Raw genomic sequence first — 18,996 nt, 5'->3', positions numbered from 1 at the left:
TGCCCTTTTTCCTGACGTCGGGCAGGCACACCGTCAAAAATGGTCTCCCGCTCCAGTTCTTCAATCAGGCTGGAAAAGTCGCTGATGTTGCGGCTGATGCGGCTGATGCTCTACAATACCGGCACCCGGCAGGGGCTAGTGCGGGAGCTGCGGCTGATGCAGTGCTACCTGATGCCGGATGAAACTGCTTTGCGGGAACTGTCAGAGCAGGTCATTGAAAAGTTGAAACGGCTGACGGATGCCGAGTTTGCAGGACTGGAATTTCCAATGAACTGATTTTTGCCGCCTGCGGGCGGCGTACATAAGAGCTTTCGCATCCTGCAAAGGTATGATATACTGAAGCTGACAGCTTTCAGGTCGCAGATAAAAGATGAGAGGTGCTTTTTATGGCAGGTTTGAAGGAAAAGGCCGGTATCGTCACCGGCGGCAGCAGCGGGATCGGTTTCCAGATCGCAAACGTGCTGGCTCGGGCCGGCGCGACAGTTTATGTCATCAGCCGCACCGGAAAGCCCAAAGAGGGTGTAGGCGAAAGTGCACCGGGCGTTGTCCATCTGCGGGGTGACATCGGCAATGCAGAAGCTATGAAAACACTGGTGGCGGAGCTGGCCGCAAAGCATAACGGCTGTCTGGATTTTCTGGTAAACAACGCAGGCGTCAGCTATAAATGCCGGGCCGAGGACTTTCCCATGGAGCAGTTTGACAATATCATGAATGTGAATGTCAAATATCTGTTCCAGATGAGTGTGATTTGCTACCCCTATCTGAAGAAAAGTGCGGACAAGGGCCGCATCATCAACATCACCAGCATGAGCGCCCATCTGGGCTTCAGCGAGGTGGTGCCGTACTGTGCCAGCAAGGGCGCTGTGCTGGCGATGACCCGCGCTCTGGCCGTGGAGTGGGCGCAGGACAACATCACCGTCAACAGCATTGCGCCGGGGTGGTTCCGCAGCAAAATGAACGAGCAGGTAGTGGACGCAGCCCGGGAGCAGAAAATTCTGAACCGGATGCCGCTGCACGCCTACGGTGACACCCGCGATTTGGGCAAGATGGCCGAGTTTCTGGTGGGCGATGGTGCCGCTTATATCACCGGACAGGATTTTGCCGTGGATGGCGGCGCACTGGCTTTCGGTTATTGAGAGGAGCTTCTCTGCAATTTTTCGGCAGCTTCGCTCGTATTCCAGATAAAGGAACCGAATTTCGTTGGCATAACGGAGGAACCATTATGGCAATCTTTGAAAAGACCATCCGAAACAAGAATTTTGACAAACTGCTTCGGAAGCTGGAACAGGAAATTCCGGACAGCAGCTGGTCGGCCAATCTGGAAGCGGGCAGCGACTTCAAAGAGGGCAATGCCCGGTGCAGCGTTCGTGTGTTTGAACGGTACAGCATGATGGGCGGCAACCGCCTGAGTCTGACGCTGACCATGTTCCAGAATGCAGATAGTCCGATTCGGCTGTCTGCCATCACCGCAGGAGGCAGTCAAGCGGTGTTCTTCAAGGTGAACACCCTCGGAGAAGAATCTTTTCTGGACGATGTAAAAGACCTGCTGGAAGAAATTTTGGAGGAATAAGATGTTTTTTGGATGGTTTGACGCTATATTCAGCTTCATTTTCCCAATCCTGTTCCTGCTTTTTATTGGAATGTTTTTCTTTGCTCTAATTTCAAATCTCCGCACATGGAACAAAAACAACCACTCGCCGAGGCTTACCGTTCCGGCAACAGTGGTAGCAAAGCGCACCGATGTTTCGCATTCCAGCAGTGCCAATGCCGGAGATATGTCCGGTGCGCACGGATACGACACTAGCACATTTACATCGTACTATGTGACCTTTCAGGTGGAGAGCGGCGACCGCATGGAATTTACCGTAAGTGGTTCGGACTACGGAATGCTTGTGGAGGGCGACATCGGTAAGCTGAGTTTTCAGGGTACCCGTTATCTTGGATTCGAGCGGAACTGAACATCCCTGTTCAATTTGATAAATCGGAATTTACGGGGGAAAACTAATTGAAAATTAAAAATAAGAAATGGTATATCTCCATGGGATTTTGGGTGATATTTGAAGTTATAGCAGTAATTCTTTGGCTGACAAAGGACAATCTATTTTATTTGTTTAATTTCTCATACATAGGTACAGTAATAGCTATTGGATTGCTGCTCTTCCAGATAGAATTTAAACATGCCAGACGCATTGTTCAACTGTTAATCGGCTTATATATGGTTGTTTATCTGGGGCTGATTTGTAACGAGAATATGCAGATAGAGGGCTTTTGGTATTATCTGTTTACAGGGGTATTTGAAGCAGCGACAATACATTATGCGGTTGCAAAAATATTTGGTCCACTGATCTTTGGAAGAGGATGGTGTGGATATGCTTGTTGGACTGCTATGGTTTTGGATTTTCTTCCATACAAGATTCCACAGACTTCTCGCAAAAAGAAATTGGAGAGAATACGATATTTTACTTTTATTGTATCTCTGATTTTCGTAGCCTCGCTGTTTTTATTTCAGGTGGGTAATCTTGAACGCATCATGTTCTGGTGTTTCCTGATTGGAAATATCCTTTATTATGCAATCGGAATTGCTCTTGCTTTTGCATTTAAGGATAACCGAGCGTTTTGCAAATATATCTGTCCAGTCACTGTATTCTTAAAACCTGCAAGCTATTTTTCTTTATTGCGTATCAAATGTGATGAGGAAAAATGTATATCATGCGGAAAGTGTAAAAGTGTGTGCCCAATGGATGTTGATGTAACAGATAATTCGAGAAAACGAAAAAATGGAACAGAATGCATTCTTTGCATGGAATGTGTAAAGAATTGCCCTAAAAAGGCACTGTAAAATTCCAGTTTATCAAATAAGTAAATCATTCCATACCTCTGCGGGCAGCGATGAAACGGCTGCCCGCTCTTTTTGTACCCTGAAACCGAAAGGAGGCTTCAAATGCCAAACAAAACCGAAGAATATCTTGCACTTGCCTGCAAAACGGCAGACAGCTTTTCGCGACAGTGGGAGCACTGGGCAGAATTTCTGATCACAGCGGCACGGCTGTACAAATACAGTTACCCGGATCAGCTGATGATCTATGCCCAAAGACCGGATGCCACGGCCTGTGCCGAGTATGATGTATGGAACAATAAAATGAACCGTTACGTCCGGCGTGGTTCCAAGGGCATTGCACTGCTGGATGAATCCGGCGGATACCCGCGCCTGCACTATGTCTTTGATGTGTCTGATACGGCACCGCGGCGAAACGCCCTGTACCCGCACCTGTGGGAGGTGGAACAGACGGCAGAGAACAGGATGCAGCAGCTGATGAAAGAACTGTTGGAGAGGAACCCGGCTCCGGACAAGGAGAAAAACCAGATGGCGTGGGTGCAGCACATGAACAGCCTGAAAGCGCAGGCGGAGGAAATGATCCTGACCGAGCTGATTTACAGCTGAATTTTCTGGAGGCGGCCATCCCCACGGAAGCACAGCAAATCGAATCCATCGACCAAGCGGAGAGCGAGAAATCGTCCTCCGCTTTTGTTTTGTCACAAGCTGATATTGAAAAAGCACTGCGGAGAGGTTCTAACTTTGAAAACAGCAAGCTTCGGATTTGGGAGATTTATCAGACACAGCCTGACCGAAAACTCCGGGCAAAAGCGCTTGCCAAAGAATATGCACCGCACGGTCCCGGTGGATGTTCGCACACCTATCTGGACGGAAGCAGTGGTTGGCTCGACCACGACAGCAAGGGACTGACATTTGAACATTAGAAAAGATTACGGCGGACCTCCCGGTATGGGGATAGGAAAAAGCAGAATCCTCTTTTTCAATGCCCAAAAGCGTGGTAGAATAGGTAAAAAATTCAGTATCTGAAAAACGGAGCGCGCAACAATGAAGATTCTGGTCAGCGCCTGCCTGCTGGGCGAAAACTGCAAATACAGCGGCGGAAACAATTACAATCAGGCGGTTTGCGATTTTGTGCGGGGGCATCAGGTGGTTCCGGTCTGCCCGGAGGTTTTGGGCGGCCTGCCCACACCGCGGTGCCCGGCGGAAATCGTGCAGGGCGTTGTCACGAACAAAGAGGGCATCAATGTGGACCGGGAGTTCCGAGCGGGCGCAGCCAAAGCCCTTGCCATCGCAAAAGAAAATGGGGTGGAGCTTGCCATCCTGCAATCCCGCAGTCCCAGCTGCGGCGTGAAGGAAATCTACGACGGAACATTTTCCGGGACAAAGATTCCCGGACAGGGTGTTTTTGCCAAGATGCTGATGGACGAAGGCATCCGTGTTCTGGATGCCGGGGAATTGCCTAAAATTATCTTGAAAAATGAGGACGGAAAATGTCAATCAGACTGATTTGCAGCGATATTGACGGTACGTTGCTGCAATACGGCAGGAAAGAGCTGGAAGGCGAGATCTTTGAACAGATACGGGAGCTGCATCGGCGCGGTATTTTGTTCTGCCCGGCATCCGGCCGGCAGTATACCAGCCTGCGCAAGCTCTTTGCACCGGTGGCAGACTGCTGTGTGTTTCTTTGTGAGAACGGCGGCGTGATCTATAAAGACGAACAGTGCATCGCCAAGAACCCGATGCCGCGCGCGCTGGCCGAAGAAATCGCCAACGACCTGTGGACCCGCAGCAACGGGCAGGGCGAGGTAATGCTTTCCGGTCAGAATACTGCATACCTGATGGAGCGGGGTCTGGGAATGCTCAAGCGTATTCAGTTCATCGGAAACAATTATCAAATCATCCATGACCCTTCCGAGGTGCCGGAGGAGATCACAAAAGTATCGGTGTATCTGCACGAAGGCGTAGAATCTTACACGGAACGGTTTGTCCCACGATGGAAAGAGGCGAACTGCGCTGTGGCAGGGCCGTACTGGATCGACACCACCTTTGCCAACAAGGGCATCGGTGTGCGCAGCATCTGCAAGACTCTGGACATCGCCCTTGCCGATGTGATGGCTTTTGGTGACAATTATAACGATGTGTCGATGCTGGACATTGTGGGTGTGCCCTACATTATGGATGGTGCCGCCGCACCGCTGCGGGAAGAGTACCCGAACCATACACCCTGCCCGGAGGATGTGCTGCGGGAGTTCTTGAAGCAGAACTGAATTTTGCACGCATGTGTGCAAAATTAAAAATGATACGATATAAGGAAATATTTTGACATGACGAAAGTGCTTTTCATCTGCCATGGGAACATTTGCCGCAGCCCAATGGCCGAATTTGTAATGAAAGACTTGGTGGCCAAAGCCGGGCTTTCTGACCAGTTTGAAATCGCATCCGCGGCCACCAGCACCGAGGAGATCGGCAACCCGGTCTATCCGCCCGCCCGGCGGAAGCTGGCCGAGCACGGCATCTCCTGCGAGGGTAAAACCGCCCGGCAGATGACCCGGAGGGATTACGAAACCTACGATTACCTGATCGCCATGGATCACAACAACCTGCGCAATATGGCGCGCTTTGTGGGCGGCGACCCGGAGCATAAAGTGTTTCTGCTGATGGATCATACCCGCCGCCCCGGCGATGTGGCCGACCCGTGGTATACCGGGGATTTTGAAGCTACCTGGCAGGATGTGCTGGAAGGCTGCACCACTCTACTGGAAAAACTGCGCTGATAGGAGAATTTCGTGACAGAGCGTTATTGTGAGGGCGAACGATTTACTGGCCTGTCGTTTGCCGGGGAAGTCTTTGAAAGCTGCGATTTTGCGGACTGCGTATTTTTGGACTGCTCCTTTACAAAATGCGGGCTGGACCATACCACGCTGAATGAGTGCCGGTTCGTGCGGTGCGAGATCACCGGGCTGCGGAGCGTGTCTTCCTCGGTGCAGTCGCTGGATTTTGAGGACTGCCGCCTGAATGAAATTGAGTGGGCACCGCTGATGTCCAATGGTGCCTTCCCAGACCCCATTCACACGCTGAAAGAGTGCAGTCTGAAATATAACACCTTCACCGAAATGAACTTCAACCGCTTCAACTTTTCAGACGGAAACGAGATCGTCGGCTCTATGTTTGCCAAATGCGAGATGCAGCTGGCGAATTTCAAGGGCGTGGAACTTCACGAAACGGAATTCTACCAGTGTGACCTGCGCAAGGCGGATTTCCGGGATGCCGCCGGTTATAGGGTGGACATTCTGGGCAGCCGCCTGAAGGATGCGAAATTTTCCCTGCCGGAAGCGGTGAATCTGCTGGCAGATTTGAAGATCAAGCTGTCGTAAGAAGGAGAGAAAATGCGTCAACTCATCATTGCCCGAAAAGATCTGCAGATGTCGCCTGGCAAGCTGGCGGCGCAGTGCTGCCATGCTTCGCTGGCATTCCTCACCGACCCCATCGGTATGGGACAGGGCGTGGAACCCATCGAGAAAAACGGAAAAATTACCGGCTATCGGGCAGAAATCATGTTGGAGAAAGCAACCTATGAAGAATGGTTCGATGGCTCTTTTACCAAAACTATCTGCGGGGCAAAGAACCGCAATCAACTGCTGAAAGCAAAGACAATTGCCGAGGAATTGGGCCTTGTGGAAAACAAAGACTTCTTCCTTATCCGGGATGCCTGCCACACCGAGCTGGAGCCGGAAGAATTTGATGAAAACGGAGAAGGCATGACCCTGACCTGCATCGGTTTCCGCCCGCTGCCGGATGAAATTGCACATCAGATCAGCCATAAATTTCATTTGTATTGATTCCTGATTTACGGAATACGAAAGAAAGTCCCGGCCATTCTCCTGTGATTTGCAGGAAAATGGTCGGGATATTTTGCTTTTTATTGAAGATTCATCCATGCCGCCAGTGCATCCGCTGTCTGCTGTTGCTGTTCCTCGGCGGAGATAACAGGCGCGCCGTCGCCCTTCTGGGCACCGTAGCTGCCGAATCCGGCATGACAGCCGCCGTCAATGACCGTTTCGGTAGTGTCCTGCGGAAGATTTATGCGGTCGGCTTCGTATTTTTCGCGGTTCAGCACACCATCCTCGCTGCCGTAAGTGGAATAAACTCGCAGGCCGCTGTCGGTCAGGTCGGCGTGGTAGTAGTCGCTGACGTAAATGCCGAATGCAACATAGACGGCCAGCAAAACAGTCAGCAGGAAGAGGAACACTCTGCAGGGAAACGCTTTTTTCTTCTGGCTCTTCATAGAACTTCTTTATTTTATAAGCATTTTCCGCAATCGCTGCAGCCGTTGCAGATCAGTTTGCTGCCGCAGGTCTCGCAGTTTGTACGGAAATGGGGCACATAGAGATCTTCCTGCGGGATGGGGTAGCCCCAGTCGTCCACGAGGTCAAAACGGATGGGCCTTCCCTGAAAGTTCATACCGGATTTATAAGCCATCCGGCTTTGCAGCTGCTTGTTTGGCAGGTGGTAGCGCCTGCCGTCCTTGATGAACACGGTGCCGGTCTCGATAAAGCAGAAGGTCACGTTGGCATCCACGCATTCCTGCCGGAGAGACTTGACCCAATCAAAATTGCAGGGGCGGGCACCATCGTAGTTTTCGCCGCCGCAGATGACCTGCTCGATCTGCCCGGCGGTAAGGTACTGCCGGATGCTCACCGGTCCGATGAAGGGCGCGCACATGATGCCCTTGTGCTTGAAGGGCAGGTCAAACAGAATGGGAATGCGCTCATCGGCGCGGCGCTGATTCTCGCAGGTGACGTTGAAAAAGATGTTGTCCCAACCGCTGCCCCAGTCCGGCGGCAGGCACTCCCGTACCCGCTGCGGCCGTTTGGTGAGCAGAAAAAACACCACATCGCTGCGCTGGCGCATGATGTCCCACGCCTCAGACCGCCACGGGTCGGCTTCTTCCAAGAAGAAATCCGAGGTCATGCAGACCCGGATCTGCTCACCACTCTGGATTTTGTAGTGTCCAGTGCGGTCTTTCTGGAGCGGATAGGAAAAGCCGCTTTTCGTTTTGTAGATCTCGGCCCCGTTCTGGTTCCGCATCCGGTCGAGAAAATACATGTAGCAGTTCTGGCAGCCCTCACTGCACTTGACGCAGCCGTGCCATGGATTCCAGATGTCGTGCAGGAAGCTCACCCTCTTTCGGTACCTATTATTATAATAGCTGCGCGGACAGGAAACAAGAGCACCCCTTGCACCGCCCCGCCGGATGTGATAAGATTAAATAAAATTTAATAACGCTTTGTATGAAAACAACTTTAGATAGAATTCCAGGATGATACAATAGAAGGGAATTTGACTATGGCACGATATAGCGTGAATAATTATACGGTGGATGTGCTTTTGGCGGATATAAAATCCGGTAATGTTGCGATTCCGGAAATGCAACGTCCATTTGTATGGGACGCAACGCAAGTGCGTGATTTGATGGATTCGCTCTATAAGGGCTTTCCGGTCGGATATATTATCGTATGGCAAAATCCAAGTGTAAAGTTGAAAGACGGAACAGTTGCAATAGGGAAAAAAGTTCTGATCGACGGGCAACAGCGTATTACTGCTATGGCGGCTGCAATTGTGGGACAGGAGGTTTTAGACAGCCACTATAAATGGAAACGGGTCTGTATTGCGTTTAACCCCATTGACGAAATATTTGAAGTGGCAAATTCCGCAAATCAAAAAAGCAGTAAATGGATTCCGGATATTGCAAAAGTGCTGGATGTGTCCTTTGGTTCTTTTTCTTTTGTGATGGAATATTGCCAGAAAAACGGAATTATGGACAAGGCACAGGAAATCAATGACACAATCAATCGGTTGAGGGCAATACAAAATAATAGCATTGGTGTTATTACGCTGGCAGAAGATTTGGATATTGACAGTGTAACGGAAATTTTTATTCGAATCAATTCTAAGGGTGTGGTTCTGTCGCAAGCAGATTTTGCAATGTCTAAGATTTCTTCGAATGAAATATATAATGGAAATGTGACCCGAAAAACGATTGATTACTTTTGTCATTTGTTGGAGTCTCCGGAGGATTTGAAAGAAATCAAGAAAAATGATGCTGAATTTGCGGCGAGACCGGAATTCGAAGCTATAAAGTGGGCAGCTGCAAAGAATGCACCGATTTATCGCATATGTTATACGGATATTCTTCGTGTTGCATTTACATATAAATTCAAGCGAGGAAAGCTAGCAGATTTGGTTAGCTTGCTTTCAGGTCGAGATTTTGAAACGCGTGAATTTAAGATCGAAATAGAAGAAAGGTCGTTCAATCAATTACATGAGGCAGTTCTGCAAGCGGTGAATCAGACAAATTACGAACGGTATTTGATGATTGTGCGCTCAGCGGGAATTGTGAAAAAATCGCTGATTCGTTCACAAAATGTTTTGAACTTTGGCTATGCGCTTTTTCTTGCACTTCGTGAACGAAAAGTGGATAGTAATCAAATTGAAAAGATTGTACGCAAGTGGCTGGCTTTGTCTATTTTGACGGGAAGATATTCTTCTGGCTCGCCAGAGTCTGCATTTGATTACGACATTAAGAGATTCTTTGCTTATGATGATCCGATGCAGTACCTGAATATCACAGAGGCGGGCGAATTATCTGAGGCGTACTGGAAGGTAAATCTTGTTCAACGGCTGAACACATCGGTTGCGAGCAGTCCATATTTTAATATGTTCCTTGTGGCACAGGTCAAGGCACACGATAAAGGCTTTTTGTCGATGGAAATTGATATTGAGTCCATGTTGGAAAACAGAGGCGATATTCACCATTTGTTCCCGAAAAATTACTTGACAAAAAATGGAATTGTGCAAGCACAATACAATCAAATTGCGAATTATGCTTTTATTCAACAGGAAATCAACATTAAAATTAAAGATAGTTCGCCAGCCCACTATATGACTGAAGTGATAGGGCAATGCAATACGAAAAAGCCTGTTTATGGTGGAATCATAGAACAAGATAGGCTGGCTGAAAATCTTAAACAGAATTGTATTCCAGACGGATTTGAAAGCATGGAGATTGGCGACTATCAGGATTTTCTACAAAGGTGTCGGGAACTGATGGCCGAGAAAATACATCAATACTATGATTCTCTCTGATTTCAAAGGCGAAACTTGATATAAAGGGATGCACTTCGCAATGCAGTCTCTCTGGGCGGCGACAGCGACACCCTTGCCTGCATCACCGGCGGCATTGCCGAAGCTTTTTACGGGATGCCGCAGGAACTGCGGGACGAGACTTTGAAACGTCTGCCGGAGGATATCCGGGAAGGATATGAGCTGTTTCGGTGGAACATCGGCCAGAGATAAGACATTCGGAGAACCAAGGAGCAGATACAACACACTCGTGATGTGAAGTATCTGCTCCTTGGTTTTTAATAAGACTCGATGAAGGGCGTCTTGCATCGGCCTGAAAAATCCGATATACTGAACCCAGAGAGTATATCGAATTTTTTGGGAAAAGGAGAGAACGGTATGGAACATCTTTATGAAAAGGCACTGGAAAGTGCGGAATATATCAAGACGCACACGAAAAAGCGCCCGAAGATCGCGGTGGTGCTGGGCTCCGGCCTTGGCAAGCTGACCGCGGACTTTACGGACACGGAAGAACTGTCCTACAAGGATATCCCCAACTTCCCGGTATCCACGGTGGCAGGACACAAAGGCGCATTGTTGGCTGGCAAGCTGGGGGACACGGAAGTCTACGCCATGGAAGGCCGCTTCCATTTCTATGAGGGCTACTCCATGAAGGAAGTCTGCTACCCGTTCTATGTGTTCAAGCTGTTGGACGTGGAAAAGGTGGTGTTGACCAACGCCTGCGGCGGCATCAACCGGGAGTTTGCGCCGGGCACCCTGATGCTCATTACCGACTTCATCAACATGATGGGCACGAACCCCCTCATTGGCCCCAACGATGAGCGCTTCGGCCCCCGCTTCCCGGACATGACCGAACCTTACAGTCTGGAACTGCGGAACCTTGCCAAGCAGACCGCCGATGAACTGGGCATTGCCTACAAGGAGGGCGTTTACATGGGCTTTATGGGCCCTTGCTATGAAACGGCGGCTGAAATTCGTGCCTTTGCGGGGATGGGAGCCGATGCCGTGGGCATGAGCACCGTGCCGGAAACCATGGTCTGCAACTACATGGGCATGAAGGTACTGGCCGTCAGCTGCATCACCAACATGGCCACCGGCATCCAGACGGTCAAGCATAGCCACGCCCGCGTGCTGGAGATCGCAAATCAGGCAGGCGATACCCTGTGCCGATGGCTGGGTGCGGTGATTCAGAGAATGGAGTAAAAAAGATATTGAAAGCCATCGATCAAAACTTCCGGGCATCGCTACGGACGACAGAGGAACGCCCCGTAGCTGGTACAGGCAGTCAAGGAAAAACGCGGTGCGACCATCTGCAAAGACCTGAAGGGCATCAAGGCCGATACGGTGCTGTGCCCCTGCCCGGAGTGCGTCCGCAATGCAGTGCTGGCCTTGGGTGCTGGATGAGCAGTCGAAAATATGAAACAGGCGTGCAGAAAACAACCCTTCTGATCACTATTTGCTGAAAAATTGCTGCGAAAAGTAATATACCTATTGACATGGTGTGTAAATGGGTATATGATACAGGCAATTCGTCGAACAAAAAAGTGAAAGGAAGGGTTTTGTTATGCCCAGAATCAGCGAAATCAACCCGGAAACTGCACCGGAAGCGATCCAGAAAATCATTGCAGACCATCTGGCGGACGGCCACGCTCTGACCGCAGAAAAGCGCACATTGCTCCACAATGCAGCGGCGTTCAATGCTGTGGAGGCCGGTTCTTATGCGCTGGATGATGAACTGCAGCGGCTCATCGGCAAGCGTGCGGCCGATTTTTACGAATATGCTATTTCCCAGAAAAACGGCTGCCTTGTGTGCAGCATTTACTTCCAGAATCTGCTCAAGAAAAACGGCATCGACTTTGAGAATTTTGCATTCACTCCCAAAGAGGAGATCCTGATCGAATACGGTCAGGCCATTGCAGAGGACCCCAAGCATGTGCCGGAAGAGCTGTTTGCAAAGCTGAAGGCAAACTTTACGGAGGAAGAGATCGTGGTCATCACGGCGATGGGCGTGATGATGATCGCCAACAACTACTTTAACGACATTCTGGATGTGACGCCGGACAAGCTGGTTTGAGCCGAAAATCGGGAGGGGAGAGCAATGGCAGGACTGGTGCATTCCATCGAGGAACTGGTGGGGCGCACCCCGCTGATGGCGCTGGACCGCTTTGGGCGGCAGCAGCAGTGCGGGGCGCACCTGCTGGCAAAGCTGGAGTTCTTCAACCCAACCGGCAGTATGAAAGACCGGGCGGCACTTTCCATGCTCAATGCTGCGGAAGAAGCCGGACTGCTGAAACCCGGCGGTACCATCGTGGAGCAGACCAGCGGCAACACTGGCATCGGTCTGGCCGCGTTTGCAGCAGAGCGTGGGTACAAACTGGATATTTTTCTGGAGCGGGGTGCCTCGCTGGAGCGGCGGCTGATGCTGCTGGCCTACGGGGCACGGCTTCTGGATTACAAAGATGCCACCGGGGAGCGTCCGGAGACGAAGCGCACCCACCCCTGGCAGGAGCCAGAGCGGGAGGCGACGCTGGATGAGATCGCAGCCTACTGCCGCCGCATCGGAGCTTACTTTAACAATCAGGCGGCAAACCCAGCGAACCCCGAGGCACATTACCGAACCACTGGGCCGGAGATCTGGCAGGATACAGAAGGCCATGGGGATATTCTGGTCTGCATGGCGGGCACCGGCGGCACGGGTTTTGGCACAGCAAGTTATCTGCGCAGCCGCAACCCGAATCTGCAAGTGGTTCTGGTGCAGCCCCATCCGGACTCCCGCCTGACCCCGGAGCACCCGGATGCGCAGATCATAGATGGCGTTTTGCCGGCGTATGATGTGCCGGAAAGCGCACTTTCCGACTATCTGCGGACAGACTGGAGCGATGCGTGCATCAATGTCCGCACCGAGGAAGCCTACGAAACGGCCCATGAGGTGCTGCGGGCGGAAGGACTGTTTCTGGGCACATCGGCAGCAGCGGCTTTGCACGCAGCGGTGCAGGTGGGCCGCAGACCGGAGAATCAGGGAAAGAACATCGTGGTCATCGTCCCGGACAACGGCATGAAATATCTGTCTACGCCGATGTACCGGCAGAAATGATAAAAACACGATGATACGACTGAATTTTGAAAAGATTGCATAGGATTTTATAAAAGTGTTATTCTTTCATGAATTTTAGCACTCTTCTATTGACACTGCTAATGAACGGTGCTATAACAGTGGCGTGCTCAGGAGGAAGGGCAAAAGGAGAGCCGCTAGGCTCCCCGGAAAGCCCTTCTGAATGGACGCTTCAGATTTTTTGCCCCGACCCGAACGCCGGGATTGGAGGAATGATTTATGCTTATGCCGACTGTTTTCCATGAAAACCTGTTCGATGATTTCTTCGATCCGTTCTGGAATGACGCTGCACTGGAACGTGCTATGAACCGTGAGGCTCGTGGCGCCTTTGGTAAGCGCGGTGCAAACATGATGAAGACCGATGTCAAACAGACGGACAACGGCTACGAAGTAGCTGTTGACCTGCCGGGCTGCAAGAAGGAAGACGTTCAGATGGATCTGAACGACGGCTACCTGACCATTCAGGCAGTGCGCAGCCACAGCAACGACGAAAAGGATAAGAAGGGCCGCTATCTGCGGCACGAATCCTTCTCCGGCACCTGCGCGCGCAGTTTCTACGTGGGCGATGTGAAGAAGGAAGACATCCACGCAAAGTTCGAGGATGGCGTCCTGCACGTCGAGTTGCCTGCTCCTCAGCAGACGAAGGCTTTGCCTGAGAACCCGAATCTGATTGCAATCGAGTAAAACGCCGGTCGTGTGCGCCAAGGCACAACGCACATAAGATGCCCCCGGAGAGCCGCAACAAGCTCTCCGGGGGCATTTTTGTTTCGCTATCTTTTCCGCAAGGGAAAACCATGGTATACTGAGAACAGCAACTCAGAATTTATGGAGGTACTTCACTATCCTGTGAGCCGGGAGAGCGGCTGACTTTTGCGGTATACTCCGTTCGGAAAGATCAAAGCGCATGGAGGTAAAAAGCATGCTGACCTATACCTATGTTTCAAAGGGGACGTTTGCCCTGATGGAAAAACCAAAGCCGGTGCTGCAGCACGAGCGGGACGCCATTGTAAAGGTGACCCTTGCCAGTATCTGCTCCAGCGATCTGCACATCAAGCACGGCAGCGTGCCCCGGGCGGTGCCCGGCATCACGGTAGGGCACGAGATGGTGGGCATCGTAGAAGAAGTGGGCAGTGCGGTGACCAATGTGAAACCCGGCGACCGGGTGACGGTGAACGTGGAGACCTTCTGCGGAGAGTGCTTTTTCTGCAAAAAAGGCTTTGTGAACAACTGCACCGATCAAAACGGCGGCTGGGCGCTGGGCTGCCGCATCGACGGCGGGCAGGCCGAGTATGTCCGGGTGCCCTTTGCGGATCAGGGACTGAACAAGATCCCGGACGGCGTTACCGATCGGCAGGCGCTGCTGGTGGGCGATGTGCTGGCCACCGGCTTTTGGGCGGCACGCATCTCGGAGATCACCCCTGAGGATACCGTGCTGATCCTCGGTGCAGGGCCGACTGGCATCTGCACGCTGCTGTGCGTCATGCTGCACAGCCCCAAGCGCATCATCGTCTGCGAAAAGGACGAGAACCGGTTGCAGTTCATCCGTCAGCACTACCCGCAGGTGCTCACGGTGCAGCCGGAGGACTGCGCCGCCTTTGTGCGTGCCCACAGCGAACACGGCGGGGCAGATGTGGTGCTGGAGGTGGCAGGGGCGGACACTACCTTCCGGCTGGCGTGGGAGTGCGCAAGACCCAACGCCATCGTGACCGTGGTGGCGCTGTACGACAAGGCACAAACCCTGCCGCTGCCGGAGATGTACGGCAAAAACCTTACCTTCAAGACCGGCGGCGTGGACGGCTGCGATTGTGAAGAAACGCTGCGTCTCATCGCAGAAGGCAAGATCGATACCGAACCGCTCATCACCCACACCTACCCCCTGCGCCGGATCGCAGAGGGCTACGAGCTGTTTGAAAAGAAACGGGACGGCGTGATCAAGGTGGCAGTGGAGTGCTGACGGTCTGCGCCAAGGCACAACGCACATAAAGTGGCCCCGGAGAGCTGTAACAAGCCCTCCGGGGCCATTTTTGTTCCTGGCATCTTTTCCGCAGCGGCAAGGCGTGGTAGAATAAGGGCAGAACCAATCCACAGGTGAGAAAATCGAACTTCAGAGAGAGGAGATGCTTCTATGCAGTCTGATGAGCTGAAACGCCGGATCTCGGCAGGCAGAGGAGATGCTTTGGCTGATCTGGTTTTGAAAAATGCCAGAATTGTCAATGTGTTTACCGATGAGGTCGACACCGCTGATATTGCCATCAGCGGAAATTCGATCGTGGGCGTGGGTATGTATCATGGCCGGAAAGAAGTTGATCTGCACGGCAAATATGTCTGCCCGGGCCTGATCGATGGGCATATCCACATCGAAAGCTCCATGCTCTGTGGTTCGGCTTTCGAGCAGGCAGTGCTGCCCCACGGTACCACTGCGGTGGTCACAGACCCACACGAGATCTCGAATGTTGCGGGGCTGGAAGGCTTGGATTTTATGCTGGAAACGACAAAAAATCTGACCCTTTCGGTTTATTTCATGCTGCCCTCCTGTGTTCCGGCCACGGATCTGGATGAATCCGGTGCGGTGCTGAACGCAGAACAGCTCCGGCCTTACTACGGCGATCCCCGTGTGCTGGGACTTGCGGAACTGATGAATGCCTACGGAACGGTGCGCTGTGACCCGAAGATCCTGCAGAAGATCCGCGACTGCACCGAAGCGGGAAAGATCGTGGATGGCCATGCGCCGCTCTTGAGCGATAAGGACCTGAATGCTTATATTGCGGCAGGCGTTCAGTCCGATCACGAGTGCTCCAACATCGAGGAAGCCATGGAAAAATTCCGGCTCGGACAATACATCATGATCCGGGAAGGAACGGCTGCCAAAAATATGGAGGCCCTGATGCCGCTGTTCCGGGAGCCCTATTGCAGCCGCTGTATGCTGGTGACGGATGATAAGCACCCTGGTGACCTGCTGGACAGCGGCCACATCGATTCCAACATCCGTAAAGCGATCCGGCTGGGCGCAGACCCAGCAGTGGCCGTCAAAATGGCAACGCTGGTCCCGGCACAGTATTTTGGGTTCAAGCAGCGCGGTGCCGTAGCACCGGGGTACCGGGCAGATCTGGTTGTGGTTTCTGATCTGGAATCCTTTACGGTCGAACAGGTTTACAAGAATGGCACGCTGGTGGCCGAGCACGGAAAAACGCTGAAACCCGCACCGCTTGACATCGACCGTGTGAGATTTTCCCACGTTATGGATTCCTTTGATCTGGATGAGATCACACTGCAGGACCTGGAACTTCGGGAAAGCGGGGAGCAGGAGCGTGTCATCTGCCTGAACCGGGGCGAGCTGCTTACGGAGGAAAAAATCATCCAGTTCCAACGGCATCCGGGCAAAGCTCCCGGTGTGGACCCGGAACACAACGTCGTAAAACTGGCCGTTTTTGAGCGGCATCATCACTCCGGCCATGTGGGCATTGGCTTTTTAGGAAACTTCAGCCTGAAATGCGGAGCCGTTGCATCGAGCATCGCACATGATTCCCATAACCTGATCGTGGCAGGGGACAACGATACCGATATGATGCTGGCCGGCAACACCGTGCGGAAAAACAAAGGCGGACTTGCGTTTGTGGCAGATGGACAGGTCGTGGCAGAACTTGCGCTTCCGGTGGCCGGATTGATGAGCACCGAAAGCGCAGAGAGCGTTGCGGCGAAAATGCAAGCGCTGAACGATGCCCTCAAGGCACATGGTGTAGCGGAAGACATCGGCATCTTTATGACCCTCGCCTTCGTCAGCCTTCCGGTCATTGCAAAACTCAGACTGAATACATACGGCATCATCGATGTAGCGCAGCAGAAAGTCGTTCCGGCTGTTTTTTAATAGGCGATAACAAAAATACTGCCGGAGATCGACCCGAATGGTCCGTCTCCGGCAACAGAACAGTTCGTTCCTACTCTTAGAAGCGAGCCACATCAAGAGAAAAATTGACGGAAATTCTTATTTGATAAATCGTAATTTGCTACGTTGGTTCATCAAGTACTCATCGTCCAACTTTTTTGCATAGGAGGTTCACCATGCTGGAACGATTCTTCAAGTCACAGGTAGCAACGGTTTCGGATTCAACCTATTGTCACCGTATTACAGATGCTTTGACAGCGGCTGGAATCAAATGCTATTGCAAAACCAAAGATGTGAATCAGCGAAGTGTTTTTGACGCAACACGGATGCGAGCACAAATCGGAACTTTTGGAATAAAGCCTCAGTATATTACAGAGATTTTTGTAGACAAAGAAAATGCAGAACTTGCTTCTCATATCATTCGTACCCTGTAAAATTCGCGTTTGTGGAAGTTATAAAGGGGTGCATCATGGAAATCGAGTATAAACAAACAAAAGATTTCACGGCCGATGAATTGCAGAAACTATTTTTATCCGTTCACTGGGAATCCGGCAATTATCCCGAAAAACTTGTCCGTGCGATGCACAATTCCACACGAGTTATTTCTGCGTGGGATGGTGATAAGCTGGTCGGACTGGTTCGCGCGCTTGATGATGGAGAAACAGTCGCATTTTTGCATTATCTTTTGGTGGACCCTGCTTATCAGGGACAGTACATTGGAGATGAGCTGATGAAACGGATCATGAGTTTCTATCAAAATCTTCTGTATGTGAAAGTTATGCCATCTGATCCTAAAACGATCCCATTTTATGAGCGATATGGCTTTCAACAATATGATAATTACTCTGCAATGGTGCGGAAGCACTTTTTGTGAGTTGGTATGATGGATCGATTTGCAGCTAGCAAGGAAACCGTAAGGAGTACTGAGCATGGATGCAAACTGTACCAGTAAAAGAAGGAAAGTCAAGAGTATGGAAACGGTATACATTGCAGGCGGGTGCCTTTGGGGCGTCCAGCATTTTTTTGACACGGTGCCCGGTGTACGGACGACCGAAGCCGGGAGAGCCAACGGAACAACAAACACGCTGGACGGCCCGTATGATGGATACGCAGAGTGCGTTAAAGTGGTCTTTGATGAGAAATGTACCAGTGTTACAGAGCTTATGGAGCATCTGTTTGAAATCATCGACCCGTACAGCCTGAACAAACAGGGCGTTGATGTTGGAAAAAAGTATCGCACGGGGCTTTACAGCACAAATCCCGGACATCTGGAAGAAGCAAGAGCCTTTATTGACAGCCGGAAGGACCGGGATAAAATCGTTGTGGAAGTGCTGCCGCTGACGAATTACGTCCGGAGTGCAGAGGAGCATCAGCATCATCTGGAGCGGTACCCGGAAGACTGCAGCTACTGTCATATCCCGGATGAAGTCTTAAACAAATACAGGAATCAGTAAGCAAAGGAAAAACGAAAATGCGGGGATCGGGAACGATCATCAATGCGCTGGCCATTGTGATAGGCGGTGTGCTGGGTATTCTGTTCAAACGCTTTCTGAAAGAGCGCTATCAGGATACAATCATCAAAGCCACGGGCTTTTCCGTGGTGTTTCTGGGAGCGGCGGGAACACTCTCCAAGATACTGACGGTTAGGCCAGACGGAACTTTGAGCACCGGTGGCTCTATGGTCATGATTCTATCGCTGGCGTTGGGTGCGCTGCTGGGTGAACTTATTGATCTGGATGCACAGTTTGAACGCTTTGGCGAGTGGCTCAAACACAAGACTGGCAGTGACGGGGATTTTATGAATCGGAACTTGACGAGGAGTGTGATTGTATGAAAAAGAAGCTATCTGTTATAGCTGTAATCATCTTGGTTCTTGCGATATGTGTATCGGCGTGGTTTTATGGATACTACAATCACAAAAGCAACGACAATCTTCCCACTCTGACGGCAATCGCAGAAATGAGTGAAGCCGATGTTAATAGCCTTTTGCCTGGGTATCATATTGACCAGCTTAGAGAGGTA

At 51.2% G+C, this 18,996-nt stretch carries 25 protein-coding genes and 2 pseudogenes; 25 read left to right on the top strand and 2 right to left on the bottom strand.

Annotated elements, in window-relative coordinates:
* The first annotated feature begins 84 nt into the window (after positions 1–84).
* The 12 genes from LKD23_RS11325 (at position 85) to LKD23_RS11270 (ending at position 6,675) form a co-directional block, all read left to right on the top strand.
* Positions 85–276: a transposon-transfer assisting family protein gene (locus LKD23_RS11325; protein WP_227621737.1), complete on the top strand. Its 192-nt coding sequence runs from the start codon at positions 85–87 to the stop codon at positions 274–276.
* 110 nt (positions 277–386) lie between these two features.
* The gene (locus LKD23_RS11320; protein WP_227621736.1) at positions 387–1,136 is read left to right on the top strand and encodes an SDR family NAD(P)-dependent oxidoreductase; all 750 of its coding nucleotides are present in this window, start codon (positions 387–389) and stop codon (positions 1,134–1,136) included.
* A gap of 86 nt (positions 1,137–1,222) precedes the next feature.
* Positions 1,223–1,570 carry a DUF6054 family protein gene (locus LKD23_RS11315; protein ID WP_227621735.1) on the top strand — a complete coding sequence of 116 codons (348 nt, stop codon included), beginning with the start codon at positions 1,223–1,225 and terminating at the stop codon, positions 1,568–1,570.
* Position 1,571: 1 nt separating this feature from the next.
* Positions 1,572–1,958, top strand: coding sequence for a DUF2500 domain-containing protein (locus tag LKD23_RS11310; protein WP_118658787.1), 387 nt, complete (start codon positions 1,572–1,574; stop codon positions 1,956–1,958).
* Between the two features lie 47 nt (positions 1,959–2,005).
* Positions 2,006–2,839, top strand: a complete 834-nt coding sequence (locus tag LKD23_RS11305) for a 4Fe-4S binding protein (protein ID WP_431834218.1) — start codon at positions 2,006–2,008, stop codon at positions 2,837–2,839.
* Positions 2,840–2,941: 102 nt separating this feature from the next.
* On the top strand, positions 2,942–3,442 hold the full coding sequence (locus tag LKD23_RS11300) for a TnpV protein (protein ID WP_227621734.1): 501 nt from the start codon (positions 2,942–2,944) through the stop codon (positions 3,440–3,442).
* A complete protein-coding gene (locus LKD23_RS11295) occupies positions 3,370–3,759 on the top strand; it encodes a hypothetical protein (RefSeq protein WP_227621733.1) in 390 nt (129 codons plus the stop codon). The genes LKD23_RS11300 and LKD23_RS11295 overlap by 73 nt, the downstream gene beginning before the upstream one ends.
* A 121-nt stretch (positions 3,760–3,880) precedes the next feature.
* On the top strand, positions 3,881–4,342 hold the full coding sequence (locus tag LKD23_RS11290) for a 2-thiouracil desulfurase family protein (protein WP_227621732.1): 462 nt from the start codon (positions 3,881–3,883) through the stop codon (positions 4,340–4,342).
* On the top strand, positions 4,327–5,103 hold the full coding sequence (locus LKD23_RS11285; protein WP_227621731.1) for an HAD hydrolase family protein: 777 nt from the start codon (positions 4,327–4,329) through the stop codon (positions 5,101–5,103). The genes LKD23_RS11290 and LKD23_RS11285 overlap by 16 nt, the downstream gene beginning before the upstream one ends.
* Before the next feature lie 57 nt (positions 5,104–5,160).
* Positions 5,161–5,610, top strand: a complete 450-nt coding sequence (locus LKD23_RS11280) for a low molecular weight protein-tyrosine-phosphatase (RefSeq protein ID WP_227621730.1) — start codon at positions 5,161–5,163, stop codon at positions 5,608–5,610.
* A 12-nt stretch (positions 5,611–5,622) separates the two neighbouring features.
* Positions 5,623–6,210, top strand: a complete 588-nt coding sequence (locus LKD23_RS11275) for a pentapeptide repeat-containing protein (RefSeq protein WP_227621729.1) — start codon at positions 5,623–5,625, stop codon at positions 6,208–6,210.
* A 12-nt stretch (positions 6,211–6,222) separates the two neighbouring features.
* Positions 6,223–6,675, top strand: coding sequence for an aminoacyl-tRNA hydrolase (locus tag LKD23_RS11270; protein WP_227621728.1), 453 nt, complete (start codon positions 6,223–6,225; stop codon positions 6,673–6,675).
* Between the two features lie 80 nt (positions 6,676–6,755).
* Here LKD23_RS11270 and LKD23_RS11265 read toward each other — a convergent pair whose 3' ends face one another.
* Both LKD23_RS11265 and LKD23_RS11260 read right to left on the bottom strand, forming a co-directional pair.
* Positions 6,756–7,121 carry an alpha/beta hydrolase gene (locus LKD23_RS11265; protein ID WP_227621727.1) on the bottom strand — a complete coding sequence of 122 codons (366 nt, stop codon included), beginning with the start codon at positions 7,119–7,121 and terminating at the stop codon, positions 6,756–6,758.
* Positions 7,122–7,135: 14 nt separating this feature from the next.
* Positions 7,136–8,017 carry a DUF5131 family protein gene (locus LKD23_RS11260; protein WP_349138523.1) on the bottom strand — a complete coding sequence of 294 codons (882 nt, stop codon included), beginning with the start codon at positions 8,015–8,017 and terminating at the stop codon, positions 7,136–7,138.
* Between the two features lie 165 nt (positions 8,018–8,182).
* On the opposite strand from LKD23_RS11260, the gene LKD23_RS11255 reads away from it, so the two are divergent.
* The 13 genes and pseudogenes from LKD23_RS11255 to LKD23_RS11195 form a co-directional block, all read left to right on the top strand.
* Positions 8,183–9,982, top strand: coding sequence for a GmrSD restriction endonuclease domain-containing protein (locus LKD23_RS11255; RefSeq protein ID WP_227621726.1), 1,800 nt, complete (start codon positions 8,183–8,185; stop codon positions 9,980–9,982).
* A gap of 36 nt (positions 9,983–10,018) precedes the next feature.
* A pseudogene (locus LKD23_RS11250) lies at positions 10,019–10,192 on the top strand (ADP-ribosylglycohydrolase family protein); the annotation flags it as partial.
* Positions 10,193–10,357: 165 nt separating this feature from the next.
* On the top strand, positions 10,358–11,182 hold the full coding sequence (locus LKD23_RS11245) for a purine-nucleoside phosphorylase (RefSeq protein ID WP_015563802.1): 825 nt from the start codon (positions 10,358–10,360) through the stop codon (positions 11,180–11,182).
* A gap of 361 nt (positions 11,183–11,543) precedes the next feature.
* The gene (locus LKD23_RS11240) at positions 11,544–12,053 is read left to right on the top strand and encodes a carboxymuconolactone decarboxylase family protein (RefSeq protein ID WP_097778866.1); all 510 of its coding nucleotides are present in this window, start codon (positions 11,544–11,546) and stop codon (positions 12,051–12,053) included.
* A gap of 24 nt (positions 12,054–12,077) precedes the next feature.
* Positions 12,078–13,073 (top strand): PLP-dependent cysteine synthase family protein, encoded by a 996-nt coding sequence (locus LKD23_RS11235; RefSeq protein ID WP_227621725.1) that lies wholly within the window; start codon positions 12,078–12,080, stop codon positions 13,071–13,073.
* Positions 13,074–13,310: 237 nt separating this feature from the next.
* Positions 13,311–13,775, top strand: coding sequence for an Hsp20/alpha crystallin family protein (locus LKD23_RS11230; protein WP_156057647.1), 465 nt, complete (start codon positions 13,311–13,313; stop codon positions 13,773–13,775).
* 235 nt (positions 13,776–14,010) lie between these two features.
* Positions 14,011–15,045, top strand: coding sequence for an alcohol dehydrogenase (locus LKD23_RS11225; RefSeq protein WP_227621724.1), 1,035 nt, complete (start codon positions 14,011–14,013; stop codon positions 15,043–15,045).
* Between the two features lie 171 nt (positions 15,046–15,216).
* Positions 15,217–16,956: an adenine deaminase gene (gene ade / locus LKD23_RS11220; RefSeq protein WP_227621723.1), complete on the top strand. Its 1,740-nt coding sequence runs from the start codon at positions 15,217–15,219 to the stop codon at positions 16,954–16,956.
* Between the two features lie 194 nt (positions 16,957–17,150).
* Positions 17,151–17,408, top strand: a complete 258-nt coding sequence (locus LKD23_RS11215; RefSeq protein ID WP_227621722.1) for a hypothetical protein — start codon at positions 17,151–17,153, stop codon at positions 17,406–17,408.
* 35 nt (positions 17,409–17,443) lie between these two features.
* Positions 17,444–17,848 carry a GNAT family N-acetyltransferase gene (locus tag LKD23_RS11210; RefSeq protein ID WP_227621721.1) on the top strand — a complete coding sequence of 135 codons (405 nt, stop codon included), beginning with the start codon at positions 17,444–17,446 and terminating at the stop codon, positions 17,846–17,848.
* A gap of 55 nt (positions 17,849–17,903) precedes the next feature.
* Positions 17,904–18,428, top strand: a complete 525-nt coding sequence (locus tag LKD23_RS11205) for a peptide-methionine (S)-S-oxide reductase (protein WP_227621720.1) — start codon at positions 17,904–17,906, stop codon at positions 18,426–18,428.
* A gap of 17 nt (positions 18,429–18,445) precedes the next feature.
* Positions 18,446–18,808 (top strand): DUF554 family protein, encoded by a 363-nt coding sequence (locus LKD23_RS11200; protein WP_227621719.1) that lies wholly within the window; start codon positions 18,446–18,448, stop codon positions 18,806–18,808.
* A pseudogene (locus LKD23_RS11195) lies at positions 18,805–18,996 on the top strand (hypothetical protein); the annotation flags it as partial. The gene LKD23_RS11200 and the pseudogene LKD23_RS11195, both read left to right, overlap by 4 nt.

It is taken from the genome of Faecalibacterium butyricigenerans, assembly GCF_020687345.1.
Classification (GTDB): domain Bacteria; phylum Bacillota; class Clostridia; order Oscillospirales; family Ruminococcaceae; genus Faecalibacterium; species Faecalibacterium butyricigenerans.
This window is presented reverse-complemented; position numbering and strand designations above follow the sequence as displayed.

Bases quoted from the DNA above. Each gene is read 5' to 3' on its own strand.
- LKD23_RS11325 (WP_227621737.1), top strand. From the start codon at position 85: ATGTTGCGGCTGATGCGGCTGATGCTCTACAATACCGGCACCCGGCAG.
- LKD23_RS11320 (WP_227621736.1), top strand. From the start codon at position 387: ATGGCAGGTTTGAAGGAAAAGGCCGGTATCGTCACCGGCGGCAGCAGC.
- LKD23_RS11315 (WP_227621735.1), top strand. From the start codon at position 1,223: ATGGCAATCTTTGAAAAGACCATCCGAAACAAGAATTTTGACAAACTG.
- LKD23_RS11310 (WP_118658787.1), top strand. From the start codon at position 1,572: ATGTTTTTTGGATGGTTTGACGCTATATTCAGCTTCATTTTCCCAATC.
- LKD23_RS11300 (WP_227621734.1), top strand. From the start codon at position 2,942: ATGCCAAACAAAACCGAAGAATATCTTGCACTTGCCTGCAAAACGGCA.
- LKD23_RS11290 (WP_227621732.1), top strand. From the start codon at position 3,881: ATGAAGATTCTGGTCAGCGCCTGCCTGCTGGGCGAAAACTGCAAATAC.
- LKD23_RS11285 (WP_227621731.1), top strand. From the start codon at position 4,327: ATGTCAATCAGACTGATTTGCAGCGATATTGACGGTACGTTGCTGCAA.
- LKD23_RS11280 (WP_227621730.1), top strand. From the start codon at position 5,161: ATGACGAAAGTGCTTTTCATCTGCCATGGGAACATTTGCCGCAGCCCA.
- LKD23_RS11270 (WP_227621728.1), top strand. From the start codon at position 6,223: ATGCGTCAACTCATCATTGCCCGAAAAGATCTGCAGATGTCGCCTGGC.
- LKD23_RS11265 (WP_227621727.1), bottom strand. From the start codon at position 7,121: ATGAAGAGCCAGAAGAAAAAAGCGTTTCCCTGCAGAGTGTTCCTCTTC.
- LKD23_RS11255 (WP_227621726.1), top strand. From the start codon at position 8,183: ATGGCACGATATAGCGTGAATAATTATACGGTGGATGTGCTTTTGGCG.
- LKD23_RS11245 (WP_015563802.1), top strand. From the start codon at position 10,358: ATGGAACATCTTTATGAAAAGGCACTGGAAAGTGCGGAATATATCAAG.
- LKD23_RS11240 (WP_097778866.1), top strand. From the start codon at position 11,544: ATGCCCAGAATCAGCGAAATCAACCCGGAAACTGCACCGGAAGCGATC.
- LKD23_RS11235 (WP_227621725.1), top strand. From the start codon at position 12,078: ATGGCAGGACTGGTGCATTCCATCGAGGAACTGGTGGGGCGCACCCCG.
- LKD23_RS11230 (WP_156057647.1), top strand. From the start codon at position 13,311: ATGCTTATGCCGACTGTTTTCCATGAAAACCTGTTCGATGATTTCTTC.
- LKD23_RS11225 (WP_227621724.1), top strand. From the start codon at position 14,011: ATGCTGACCTATACCTATGTTTCAAAGGGGACGTTTGCCCTGATGGAA.
- ade (WP_227621723.1), top strand. From the start codon at position 15,217: ATGCAGTCTGATGAGCTGAAACGCCGGATCTCGGCAGGCAGAGGAGAT.
- LKD23_RS11215 (WP_227621722.1), top strand. From the start codon at position 17,151: ATGCTGGAACGATTCTTCAAGTCACAGGTAGCAACGGTTTCGGATTCA.
- LKD23_RS11210 (WP_227621721.1), top strand. From the start codon at position 17,444: ATGGAAATCGAGTATAAACAAACAAAAGATTTCACGGCCGATGAATTG.
- LKD23_RS11205 (WP_227621720.1), top strand. From the start codon at position 17,904: ATGGATGCAAACTGTACCAGTAAAAGAAGGAAAGTCAAGAGTATGGAA.
- LKD23_RS11200 (WP_227621719.1), top strand. From the start codon at position 18,446: ATGCGGGGATCGGGAACGATCATCAATGCGCTGGCCATTGTGATAGGC.